Origin of the sequence: Pseudoduganella sp. (genome assembly GCF_041914865.1) — a bacterium.
Taxonomy (GTDB): Bacteria; Pseudomonadota; Gammaproteobacteria; order Burkholderiales; family Burkholderiaceae_D; genus Rugamonas.
Window position 1 is genome coordinate 122,810 of sequence record NZ_JAYSCO010000001.1, and the last position, 12,041, is coordinate 134,850.

The following is a 12,041-nucleotide window of genomic DNA, read 5'->3' on the forward strand; positions in this document are numbered from 1 at the left end:
CTGTATTAAGCAGCTGCGACAACGGTAACGTACTTCTTGTTGTCCGGACCCTTGGTCACGAACTTCACAACGCCGTCCACCAGGGCGAACAGGGTGTGGTCCTTACCGGTACCAACGCCTACGCCAGCGGAAACTGGGGTGCCGCGTTGACGGATGATGATGCCACCAGCGTTGATGGTTTGGCCGCCGTACACTTTAACGCCCAGGCGTTTTGATTCAGAGTCGCGACCGTTGCGGGTAGTACCGCCGCCTTTTTTGTGTGCCATTTAGTTACTCCTTGATAGCTCGGTGAGTCTTGAACAACAGCGATTAGCCGTTGATCGAAACGATTTGGATTTCGGTGAAGTTTTGGCGATGGCCTTGACGCTTCTGGTAGTGCTTACGACGACGCATCTTGAAGATACGTACTTTGTCGTGACGACCTTGAGCGACTACTTTCACCAGAACCGATGCACCTGCAACCAGAGGAGCACCAAACTTGATGCTGTCGCCCGCGCCAACGGCGAGAACCTGGTCGATAGTGATTTCGGAACCAATGTCAGCCGGCAACTGTTCTACTTTAATTTTTTCGCCAGCAGCAACTTTGTATTGTTTGCCGCCGGTTTTTATGACCGCGTACATGATTGGAAACCTCTTGAATTGTTAATAAGTTCCCTCGCTCGACGTCCAAAAACAACAGGACGGAAACCGGGGAACCGCAGATTATACATAGTTTCGGGAAACGCGTCAAAAGGTATTGTCGAGCGGCGGCCCACGTGGTATGTGGGCAACGAGTAACGTATAATCGCGGCACTCTTACCAACGTTACCAGCAGGTTTACCTTGTCTTCCAACGCCCAGAACTCCATCACCAGCACCATTGCCGCCGATATGGACGCGGTCAACTCGGTGATTCGCCAGCGCCTTCACTCGGAAGTGGCGCTGGTCAACCAGATTGCTGAATATATCATCAGCGCGGGCGGCAAGCGTATCCGGCCGGTGCTGGTGCTGCTGGTGGCGAATGCCTACGGCTACAAGGGCGCCGCCCACCATGAGCTGGCCGCCGTGGTGGAGTTCATCCACACCGCCACCCTGCTGCACGATGACGTTGTTGATGAATCGTCAATGCGCCGCGGCCGCCAGACCGCCAATGCGCTGTTCGGCAATGCCGCTTCGGTGCTGGTGGGCGACTTCTTATACTCGCGCGCCTTCCAGATGATGGTGTCGCTCGATTCCATGCGCGTGATGCAGATCCTGTCCGACGCGACCAATGTGATCGCCGAAGGCGAGGTGCTGCAGCTGCTGAACATGCACGACCCGGACGTGACCGAGGAAAGCTACCTGCAGGTGATCCGTTCCAAGACCGCCAAGCTGTTCGAGGCGGCGGCGGAGCTGGGCGCCCTGGTGGCCGGCGCGTCGGACGCCGACATTGCCGCCGCCGGCGAATACGGCCGCTCGCTGGGCACCGCCTTCCAGCTGATCGACGACGTGCTCGATTACGCCGGCGATGCTGCGGAAATCGGCAAGAACGTGGGCGATGACCTGCGCGAAGGCAAACCTACCCTGCCGCTGATCTGGCTGATGGTGAACGGCACCGAAGAGCAGCGCGCCCTGGTGCGATCCTGCATCGAGAACGGCGACGAGCAGCACTTCGACACCATCCTGGCCGCCATTACCAACAGCGGCGCGCTGGATTACACCCGCCGCGCAGCCGAAGTGGCAGCGCAGCGCGCGATCGATGCGATTGCCGGCATGCCGGACGGCGTGTACAAACAATCGCTGCTGCAGCTGGCCCGCTTCTCGGTCGACCGCAGCCACTGACCTTTCAGTTACGCGCCGCCGCCAGCTCGGTGAGCATGGCGGTGCGCTTCTGCGTGAAGTACGCGCGCCATGCATGCGGCGCTACCGCCGGGTAGCGCACCTTCCCGAACGCCACCCAGGCATCCCGATACGCCAGCCAGTTACGCTGCACGCCCTGAATCTCGGCAAAGGTCACACCGCCCTCATAATCCGGGTCCTTCTGGGCCTTCAGGCGCTGGTAGGCCTGGTTCAGCTCTTTGTCCGCCTGGGCGAAATCGTTCTGCGTGAAGGACGGCAGCTTGCCGGCTTCGAACTCCTGCAGCGACTTCAGGAAATCCTCCTGCTGCGCTTCCACCGCCTCGCGCACGAAGGCGCCGCGCGCGCTGCCGGATAGGTCCACTTCGCCGCGACCATGCGCCTCCGCGAATACGTGGGCGTGCTTGCGCAGCTGCTGCAAGGCGGCTTTCTCGGCATCGCTCCAGCGGGTCGACAGGCGCTCGATCTTGTCGTCGCGCTCCTGCGCCGCCAGGGCTGCCTTGATGCCGGCGCAACGGCCCATAAGCCGGCCGCTGGTCGCGTCGTCGCAGATGTCGATCTTGGGCGACGGGCCCTCTTTCCCGGTCTGCATGCGCGCCAGGTGCTCCAGCCGGCCGGAGGTCTCGAACGGGGCGGCATCGGCGCGGCAGGCAGCCATCTTCGCCACGGCGTAATTGCGCGGCACACCCAGGCCGTTCGCATACAGCATCATCAGCACATCGTGGTTGTCCTTCGCGAAGGCGCAGTGGCGCGCTTTGACGTAGTTGAAGTGCTGGCCGATGCCGTAATAGAGCTTATCCGCATCGCAGTCCTGCAAGGCGGCGGTCTGCTCCGCCGTCGGGCGGTGCGAGAAGGGATAGGTAGCCAGCTGGTGGCGCTCGCACTCGGCATTCTCCGCGTGCGCACCAGCCATCATGGCCAGCAATGCAAAGGCAATGGCGCGGAGCACTTAGAGGATCTCTTTCACCGTTTCCGGCGGGCGGCACAAGCGCACGCCTTTATCCGTCACCACGAAGGGACGGTTAATCAGTTCGGGATGGGCCATCATGGCATCGACCAGCTTTTCCTCCGGCAGCGATTCATCGGCCAGGCCAAGCTGGTCGTACAGCTCGCCCTTGTTGCGCATGGCGCCGCGCGCGGTCAGGCCGGCACGCGCGATCAGGCCCACCAGAACCTCGCGCGACGGTGGCGTTTTCAGGTACTCGATGATCTCCGGCTCAATGCCCGCCTCGCGGATCAGCGCCAGCGCGCCGCGCGAATTGCTGCACGAATTGTTGTGATAAATGGTCGTTCCCATGATGCAAATTAAGTATAGCCAAAGGACGCCACTATATCACCGGGAAAGGTGTTGATAAATGCACAAAGTTGTGTGTAGAATTAAACCCAGCAGTCGGGGTGTAGCTTAGTCCGGTAAAGCGCTACGTTCGGGACGTAGAGACCGGAGGTTCGAATCCTCTCACCCCGACCAGAAATTTTGAAGGCCGGATCGCGAAAGCGGTCCGGCCTTGTCCATTCAAAAGGTGGTGCGCGAGGATTCCCTTGTAACCCAGGCTTAGATGGTAGCTACCAAGGAAGGGACGCGATCAACTTGGCGCCGCAAGCGGTTGAATCGCCATCGTAAGCGTAGGGCCTTCCATCGTGCTTTGCGCCCTCGCCGGCCGCCTTGATTGGGAACGTGCCTTTACATTGCGGACAAAAGGTCATGTCCGCATGTAAGGCCGCTTCCACTCCCATTACTTTGGTGCCGGACGATACGCTGATGACTTGCCCGCCATGATCAGTTTTATCGTTCATGCGGATAACGCCTCGACCTTCGTGTTTCATTTCTCGCTCCTAAGTTCTACGCTCACAACAAGCTCACCGGTTCGGAGTCCATCAGATGCCAGGAAACCTCCGCTGCGGGAATCGGCAACTGCCAATCGCGCTGCGGATCAGGAAACGCCTGTCCCTTGACCATCCACGCCTGCCTCCAATAGACATTGAAAGCGGAAGACAAGGGGTGCTCAGGTCGCACCCACGGTTGCCAGGTACCCGAAACTGGGCAAGCCTCCCCGGAAGGCCGCGAGAGCAGCGGCTGTGGGCGTGGCACGATGCGCACCATACCTGCAGGTGCGAATGGTTCGACAGCGCCATGGTTGTGCCTTATCGTGTCCCAACGCCGCCAGACAATGCCGGTAATCCGGCGTTTTCCGTCCTGCGAAGTAAAAATTGGAAACTCCTCTCCACTCCGATAGAGGCCCGGTGGAACAGCAGCCAATCGCACACGATGTTCTTCTCGCACGTTCAAGCCCGTTGGTTGCCAGAAGCCCTCCACCGGAGCGGATAAAGCACGCGTTTCCTGCCCCGTATCGCGCAGCGCGAATGCGGCATCCAGATGAAACCGGCCGGAGCGCTGCGACGCAGCGCCTGGCTTAGGCGACGCCGGCGGCGGGCTTACGCCGCGCGCTGCGTTGAGCAGCGTGTCACGATCGCCGTTCCAGGGCGGCAGTTCTGCGGGCGGCAGCGGAAGGATCTTGTCCAAGTTAGGAAAACGGTCGCTCGGATCGAAGCCAAGGGCATCACCCAATAAACGATATCGCTCGGCACGAGCCTTGTCGATATAGGGCGCCAACATCTTTTCCGGATCGAAAGGGTGCCCAAACTCCATCTGAAGGCTGTTCGCGCAATCCTCTGAACCAAATTTGACCCCTTCATGCATGACCAGCAAGGCACGTGCTCTGTCTTCACGAGTAGGCGCTCTGGGCGCTGGGTTCCTGTAGGAAAGCGCTAACTGAAATGCGGCGTCCGCATTTCCCTGAGCGTAAGCGCACTCGAGCATTTTTAAACCAATCGGACGGTTTGCCCAGAAGCTCCCCTGTGGATCATCCCAAGTGGCCTTCAACTTTTTCCCTAGATATGCCATTGCCGCCGGACTTCCCATTTCCGAGGCTCGCTGCCAGAAAGCATAGGCTCGAGTCGCGTCACCTTTTACACCAGTGCCGTTACTATAGTATGTTCCCATGCGGTCATGAGCGGCCGGTACCCCGAGGCGCATACCTTCTTCTACCAGCCTTACTGCATCTTCTACTCCATGGCTTGGATCGTGTCCCTCAATATACAAGCTAGCAAGGTTTAGCATTGCCTTCCAATGCTTTCGATCAGCAGCCTGCCGCGTGAGCCACACGATCTTCTTGTAGTCGCGCCGGTCGGGGAAGATGTCAGCGCTATCAAGTGCGAGTGCCTCGCGAAACCACACATCTGCTTGTGCATCAATAGGCGGTAACCTCTCCGCTTCGAGCTGACAATCGAAAGTTGCCATGTGCGGATTAAACAACGGCAACTCCTGATCGCGTGACGACTCGTTCTTTGGAGCCATGCCACCCGACTCGCAGGCGCCCAACACAGGAATCAGCAAGATGGTTGCCAGCCAACGTCGCGCCTGGCACAAGGAAACGGGGGGGCGAAGGCACTTCATCGATCCTCCAGATTGCGTTCATCGAGCCCTGAAAACTAAAGCAAGTTCACAGGCTCCGAGTCCATCAGATGCCAAGAGATTTCAGACGCGGAAATAGGCAAATGCCAATCGCGCGCGGGGTCGGGGAGCGGCTGTCCCTTAACAACCCACGCCTGTCGCCAATACACATTGATAGCGGAATGCAGAGGATGGTCAGGGTGGACCCACGGCTGCCACGTGCCAGTAACCGTGCAAGTCGCGCCGGATGGAAGCGAGACCAGTGGCTGCGGGCGCTGAACCATCCGAACCATGCCAGCAGGGGCTAGTGGCTCCACCGCACCATGGTTATGCCGTATCGTGTCCCACCGCCGCCAAACGATGACTTTGATCCTGGCACCCTAGCGCCCGGACCAGGCATGCGCCTTTTCCATGGCAATAGCATGGCCATATCATTCGAGTTAATCGACGCTAGCATTGGTCTTGCCGACTAGCTTACAACCGCACTCAGTCTTACAGCCCTCCACCGCCACTGGTATTCCTCCGGCTGTGAGCGTTTCATGGGCAGTTGTAATCTTATTGATGCCATGCGGCGTCCCTCCAGGATAGAACTGCGGGCATAAAACCTTGTCGTGGAGACGTGCAATAGGCTTACCACCTATATCGTGGGCTGGCGAGCCACTGATGACTTCGCCACCGTGGTCTGTTTCGTCTCCAACTGTGATAATTCGCAACGGCATTGTCACCTCCAAACTCAAGGATTATTTCCACGGCTGCGCCTTGTTCTATATTTCGGTGGGGCATTCGGTTCAGGTTCGAGCGGATACTAGACACCTGACCATAGCGGTGCTCTAATTCGCGTCAGCGGCTAAGGCATTGAACTTGGCCTCAGCTCCGCCTGTAAACCCAAGCTGGTCAGCAGGCCGAAAAAACTTATCGGCATTCGAACTCTCTCAGTAGGTTGGAGGGTCACTCCACTCAGGTTCAGTGGCATCGGAGACGCCTGACCATGTTGGTACTTCATCAGGCGGCAGTGGAAGTACCAAATCTAGCCGTCTCAGCTTTAGATCAGGATTAACCTTTAGCGCCTCTGAAATCACCCTATAGCGCTCACTGCGCTCAGTATCAACACTAATTCGCAATGCCCTTAATGCCTCCTGCTCTTTCTCCGTAGGCCTCGGCCAATGCCCTACTTCGAACAAACGCCACAATATAGCGGCGCAATCCTCGCTACCAAACTTCACGCCCTGTTGAAAATAGATGATGGCATCCTTGAACCGCTCTTGGACCTTGGCAATCATCCCCAATTCATAGGCGGCCTTTCCAAACTCCTGGCTATATGCACAACGCAACATCGTTGCCTCGTCTTCAAATCGTCCTGCATTCCGGTAAGCGCTGGCTAGGGCCATTTGTGCCTCAGGACTTCCAAGTTTCGCGGCGCGTAAATAATAGGACCATGCAATAACTGTATCTTGCGGCACTCCGCCGTAACCGTACTCATAGGCTACGCCAAGGTCATAAAGTCCCCACGGTTGTCCGGCTTCGGCTGCTGTTCGCTGGATCTCGACCGCCTTCTTGGGATCGGCATCGAGTACCCGGTTAGATTCAAGTACACCCAGACCATCAAGATAGAAATGAGCCATTAAAGAACGTGCTCCCCAGTCTCCCAGCTCAGCCGCTTTACTCACATCCGATAGTATTCTCTCAGCCTCATTCCGAGTAAGCTGCCACTCAATTTTGCTGCGCCAAATCCTGCGCGCTTCAATATAAAGACGAAAAGTTGAACTGTCGCGTGCTGCTGGCATATTGTCCTTCCAACGAGCACAGGACGGCGGAGGGTCGGACAAGTTAAATTTTGAGAATCCAAGGGGTAAGGCGTGCACGTGCTTCTCCTCAAAATGCTGATAAAGGATCAGAAATACGCCAAGGGAAAAAGCAGACACAAAGGAAATCACTTTCCAGGATGGGGCCAGGTTAACCATCGCTATATGACCGTGGCGCTAGCCTTGCGAGCAACATTAAATGGCAGCAACTGGCACTTCAATCTCAAGTTGCTGTTTTTAAGCCGTAGATTTTCAGATGACAAAACCTGCCAATCTCGAAACGTCTGCGCCATACTTCCAAATTGCTCCGGCCCAGAGTCACCGCTGCACTGCTCAAACAAGCTTACGCGCAAGTGATGCGCTACGTCGTTAGAATCACTTAACACATTGAGTTCGCTGTCTAGCGCCATGCTGCGCAAGTTCAGGTTGGCGGAGCCAATTGTGAACGCAGCATCATCGACCACAGACACTTTGGCGTGGATATATATCTCCTCGTAATCTTTCGTATTCAGTACTTCCTTATTAGCACATGTCCATAAAGAGCAAATAATGACATTGATTCCTTGCCTCTGAAGTTTATCTGGCGTGATAGGAAGCTCTGTTTCTCCTCGCTTGGCCAAGGCCACCGCCTCTGCGTGTTGGACTACCATCGATTCGCTCATCCCCAGCCTGCTTGCAACCTCATAAGTTGGCGAATCCATGCCTTCCTTTTCTGGCGTTGATGTCAGCAAAAAGACATAGATAGGCTTGTCATACCCCCCTCTTCGAAGCTTGTCCACACAACCAATTAGATGATCGGCCCACGTCGCATACTGAATGTATTGGTTCTGAATAAGGAAGTAGTGCCGCATTTGACGCGTGAGATTTGCATAGCACTCCTTCACGTCCTTCTCACCATGCATCGGCTGGGTTCGCAACAGCTGAACATTATGCTTTCCCGTCACTAAACTGAAGGCTGTCCACGGAATGACTGCACGTCGCTTGATGAAGCCTGCATCCATCTCATTATGGAAAAGCAATGCAGAAAGTCTTCGTACCCCTTCCGTAGCGATTTTTACGAGAGGGTGAGGCACGAGTCGAGTAGTATCGACAAATAATGAACTCGGAGGTAGCGACTCCTGCCACGCCTGGCAAAAATTCTGATTTAAGTCATACAACACCGGCCCCCTCAAGCGGCACGAGACGTCTTGATAAGGTTTAGCGATATGGCTACTGTTCTCGATGAATAAATTTACCGCCTCTTTGTGCGCCCGTTTTCCGCGTTCACTCATCCGATAAGCATAGGCGATATCACTTGGGCTTGGCATATCACCTTCGGCCAAAGTTCGTATCTCTCCCTCCTTCTTGCGATAGATTCTTTCACGCCGAGGATCTCTAAATATATGGTCCGCTGTATCCCAGAAATCTGTGATGGAGTTGTGTCCCATGACGTACCCGACCGCCAACCCAGGTCGCTCATAATCGATCAGTATCATCTTTTGGTGGTGCGTCGGGTATGCTGCTGCCGCCAAACCTGGCACGCTTGTGATTAATCCTTCAGGAAGAGTTTCATCTGAAAGCGCCTGCGGCACGACTAGGGCAGGGATATCCCGAACATGGAGATGGATGTTTGTAACATCACCAGAACAAACGTCGGAAAACCATTTCTCGTTAAACTCTCGATGAGCATCGCTGTAGAAGCCGCAAGTACCGGCACCAATAGCCGGAAAAAGCCTCCCATAATAGCCGGGCATGTTGTTCATCATCCTCTGAGCGGCCACGTCATCGTGCCATACGAGGAGCCTTACCTTTACTGGAGAGTTAGTTCTTGTGGAAATTCTCCGCAAAATGTCACCAAACCGCTCCCCGTTCTCTGCACTCCCGTTCCGAACAAGGACCATTCCTGGGTCAAATCCCCAGGTAATAATGTCCACTGAATGCTTCGCGTTCGCTATGTCCTTGGCAATGGCGGCGAACACTCTTTCTCCGCAATTAATCGGTTCCAACTCGCATCCGTAGCGGGGTTCGTAAACAGGGTACGGAACCCTAATGAACCAAGGCTGGGCCAAACACTGAGATGGTGAAGCATTGCTACGATACGATAGCTTTTGCTCGTACAACCTCGCGTTTCCGTCCATGTTTCCCATATCAGACTTCTCCTTAGATCCGTTGAAAAAGAATTAGCAATCAGTACCGCGCAACGCAGGGTTGGCAAGCACTCTGCATTGCTCTAACGTAAGAGAATTATCACCACGCGTCCCTCCTTCATTGAGGTAGCCGTGGTAACCAATTCCAGCGCTCATCTCATGCTGTTCTTCATGCGGATCGGGATCGATGACATATCGGTTTCCATTGGGGAGTTCGATCGAGTATGTTGATTGCTTATCCAGGTCATGTTTAAAAGTCATATTGCCGCTATCATCGAAACAGCCTTGTTCGACCAATGCCTCATCCTTGAATAACTTATAGGGCAAGCCGGCATTGCTTCGCCCCCCCGCCGCCGCATGACTGTTCAGATGAAATGTGCCAGTGCCATCAAGCTTCTCTTGCGGCGGTTGAATCATGGCCATCTCCATGGTTTTAGGGCCGATGAGACTGTGTTTTGTGGCGTGCGCGACGAAATTGCCGTCGGTTCCCAATTCGACACTTCCTCCACGCAGCTTGAGATAACTTCCTCCTCCGTTGATAACTATTTCCTCTTTTGCGCTGATGGAGATGCGGTTGGCTGTTTGCGTTATGTTCAGCTTTGCCAGTACATTCACACTGTCAGATAGCGCACGGAGATCAATGTCCCCAGCCGCCGAAACTAGCCGCATACCTGCCTTATGAACAAAGAGCCGGAGCGCTTGCTTTACGCTGGCAAACAACCCTCCCCCGCTTGCGATGGAAAGGTCATTGCCGGTTGTGAACGCCGTATGCTGGTTGCTGGCCAGATGAATCGTGCCAGCGGTCGAAGCTTCAATGCCAGAAGGACTTGCCAGAACGAGGTGTGGACAGCCAAGTTGGGGAAAGCCTCCTTTGGCGCCGGACTGAATTTCCTGGTTCTGTTCCTTTATTGTGGCCACCACCCGTTCCTGTTCATCCCCGTCCTGCGCCCCCGACCCCTTGGCCAGCTTCGCCAGCGCATCGTGCTGGGTATGCGCGGCGGTCAAGCGCAGAATAGTCTCGCTCATATCCTTGATGTGCGAACTACTATTAGGTCGGTTTTCTGTTGTGATTAACATTCCCTTACCGGCACGCGCCACACCCCAGGCATTAGTAGCCAGTTCCCAGCCTTCGCCGCGTGCATCCATCCTCCCTTGCGCGTTCTCGATGCGCGTGATGCTTCCAAGCGAAAGCTGGCTGCATTGGTGGTCACTTTTGAGCTGGACCTGCATCGCGTTCTTGGTATCGTCCAGGATCAGATGGTTGCTTTGGCCTCCGCCGGCACTATTCAACTCCCTGCTGCGCAGGCCACTTAAGGCTTGCTGGCCTGGCAGGCGCCACGGAGGCATGTGCTGGCGGTTGTAGACCACGCCCACCACAATCGGCCGATCGATATTCCCGTCCAGGAATTGGACGACGACTTCCTGTCCGATTCGCGGCAGGCACATTTGACCGAGGTTCGCGCCAGCCATCGGCATCATTACCCTTATCCAGGGTGAACTGGCCTGGTCGAATGTACCCAGTCGGTCCCAATGGAACTGCAGTTTGATGCGGCCAAGGTCGTCGGTGTAGATATCCTCTCCTGGCGGTCCGACGACAATCGCTGTCTGCAGCCCGGGATTGGCGCAAGCTTCGCTGTTGTAGCGGCGGCCGGGGCGCCAGCGGATGTCGGCACGGATGCAGGTGAGCGTGTTCTTGTACTCAGACTTTCCGTCCGCGCCGGCTGGGTAGTTATTGCTTGCCGTATGCTCGACCGAGACGATCAGGTAGTCACGGTCGCCGATGCTGGGTTTGAGGCTTTCGCCGTGCGCGGGGCGGAGTACCTCTGCGCTGAAATGGCCGGATAGCTTGAAGAGGCGTCCGGGCTGTGCAGCGCGATCATTTCCACTGGCGTCGAAGTACTGAGTGCTGCAGTCGCGCTCCTCCATCCGGCGTCCCGCCAGCGCGTCGCCTTGATCGCGGTCGGAGAAGGCATACGCGCCTGCGTTCTCATACAATTCGTATTCGTCTACCGCGTCGCCTTGAACGTTGACGGAACTGCCGCTGGCGATTTGCGGTTGTGGGCTCTCATAGTCAAAGCTGGCGAGCGACATTCTCCCGGAGCCCAACTGGCGTGCTGCCTGCCATTCGTTGATGCCGTCGCCGTCTTCTGGACCAATCTGGGACCGGAAATGCATGGCGTCTGCTTCACCGCTGACGTGGGTTGAGTCGATCGGGTCGGACTGCATGGAGTTGTCGCTGAGGACCAGCGTATGGCCGTCTGCGCGATGCTCGTAGCTGTAGTACAAGCCCGCGTCCTCCCAGCGCCGGTGCAGGTGGTTGTAGTCGGTTTCGTTGTGCTGGTTGGCGACTGTGAGCTTCTTGTCTTCGTAATCGAGGCTCATCCGGCTGCGCCAGTCGCGCTGGCGGTAGTGCACGAACGTGGCTTCCGTCAGCTCAAGCACGCTGCGGTATTGGAACGAGACGTTATCCTTGCGCAGTTTCGCGAATGCCAGCCATGGTTCAAGGACCATCTGGTAGCAGGCGAAGCCGCCATCGGTACGCTCGAAGCGGAAGGAGCTCACATAGCCGTTCATATAACGCAGGCTGCCGTTCTCGCGCACAAGCGAGATGGTCACCATGCGGCCCATCATGCTTTTCAGCGTGATGTGAGCATCGTCCGACAGTACTTCAGCCTCGATACGAAAGTCACGCGACAGCTCTTCGCGCATATGGACTTTGTTGACCAGCATGGTCGCCAGCGGGCCGTCCTCCTGGGGGAACGCCATCCGCAGCAGGCGGTTGTTCTGGGATTGGGCGCCGAATACGGACAACGCCTTTATACCGGCCTGCACGATGCCATCCATTTTC

11 protein-coding genes and 1 tRNA gene are annotated in these 12,041 nt (G+C 56.3%); 2 read left to right on the forward strand and 10 right to left on the reverse strand.

Features of this window, described 5'->3' with window-relative positions; genetic code table 11:
- Window positions 1-5: 5 nt before the first annotated feature.
- Entirely contained in the window at window positions 6-266 is a 261-nt protein-coding gene (gene rpmA, locus ACE3TQ_RS00505; protein WP_374579929.1) for a 50S ribosomal protein L27, read from the reverse strand.
- 43 nt (window positions 267-309) lie between these two features.
- Complete coding sequence (rplU, locus tag ACE3TQ_RS00510; RefSeq protein ID WP_055933037.1) at window positions 310-621, reverse strand: 50S ribosomal protein L21; 312 nt, start codon at window positions 619-621, stop codon at window positions 310-312.
- Window positions 622-821: 200 nt separating this feature from the next.
- On the opposite strand from rplU, the gene ispB reads away from it, so the two are divergent.
- Window positions 822-1,799 carry an octaprenyl diphosphate synthase gene (ispB, locus tag ACE3TQ_RS00515; RefSeq protein ID WP_374579930.1) on the forward strand — a complete coding sequence of 326 codons (978 nt, stop codon included), beginning with the start codon at window positions 822-824 and terminating at the stop codon, window positions 1,797-1,799.
- A 4-nt stretch (window positions 1,800-1,803) separates the two neighbouring features.
- On the opposite strand, the gene ACE3TQ_RS00520 is transcribed toward ispB, so the two are convergent.
- Both ACE3TQ_RS00520 and arsC read right to left on the reverse strand, forming a co-directional pair.
- Window positions 1,804-2,763: a lysozyme inhibitor LprI family protein gene (locus ACE3TQ_RS00520; RefSeq protein WP_374579931.1), complete on the reverse strand. Its 960-nt coding sequence runs from the start codon at window positions 2,761-2,763 to the stop codon at window positions 1,804-1,806.
- Entirely contained in the window at window positions 2,764-3,111 is a 348-nt protein-coding gene (gene arsC, locus ACE3TQ_RS00525) for an arsenate reductase (glutaredoxin) (protein ID WP_374579932.1), read from the reverse strand.
- Between the two features lie 94 nt (window positions 3,112-3,205).
- On the opposite strand from arsC, the gene ACE3TQ_RS00530 reads away from it, so the two are divergent.
- Window positions 3,206-3,282, forward strand: a tRNA-Pro gene (locus ACE3TQ_RS00530).
- A 95-nt stretch (window positions 3,283-3,377) separates the two neighbouring features.
- On the opposite strand, the gene ACE3TQ_RS00535 is transcribed toward ACE3TQ_RS00530, so the two are convergent.
- The 6 genes from ACE3TQ_RS00535 to ACE3TQ_RS00560 all read right to left on the reverse strand — a co-directional run bounded on the left by ACE3TQ_RS00535 (window position 3,378) and on the right by ACE3TQ_RS00560 (window position 12,037).
- On the reverse strand, window positions 3,378-3,638 hold the full coding sequence (locus ACE3TQ_RS00535) for a PAAR domain-containing protein (RefSeq protein ID WP_374579933.1): 261 nt from the start codon (window positions 3,636-3,638) through the stop codon (window positions 3,378-3,380).
- 22 nt (window positions 3,639-3,660) lie between these two features.
- A complete protein-coding gene (locus tag ACE3TQ_RS00540; protein WP_374579934.1) occupies window positions 3,661-5,208 on the reverse strand; it encodes a tetratricopeptide repeat protein in 1,548 nt (515 codons plus the stop codon).
- 497 nt (window positions 5,209-5,705) lie between these two features.
- Window positions 5,706-5,984: a PAAR domain-containing protein gene (locus ACE3TQ_RS00545; RefSeq protein WP_374579935.1), complete on the reverse strand. Its 279-nt coding sequence runs from the start codon at window positions 5,982-5,984 to the stop codon at window positions 5,706-5,708.
- A 213-nt stretch (window positions 5,985-6,197) separates the two neighbouring features.
- On the reverse strand, window positions 6,198-7,226 hold the full coding sequence (locus ACE3TQ_RS00550; RefSeq protein WP_374579936.1) for a tetratricopeptide repeat protein: 1,029 nt from the start codon (window positions 7,224-7,226) through the stop codon (window positions 6,198-6,200).
- 2 nt (window positions 7,227-7,228) lie between these two features.
- Window positions 7,229-9,025, reverse strand: coding sequence for a phospholipase D-like domain-containing protein (locus ACE3TQ_RS00555; protein ID WP_374579937.1), 1,797 nt, complete (start codon window positions 9,023-9,025; stop codon window positions 7,229-7,231).
- Window positions 9,026-9,226: 201 nt separating this feature from the next.
- Window positions 9,227-12,037 (reverse strand): type VI secretion system Vgr family protein, encoded by a 2,811-nt coding sequence (locus ACE3TQ_RS00560; protein WP_374579938.1) that lies wholly within the window; start codon window positions 12,035-12,037, stop codon window positions 9,227-9,229.
- Between the last annotated feature and the right edge of the window lie 4 nt (window positions 12,038-12,041).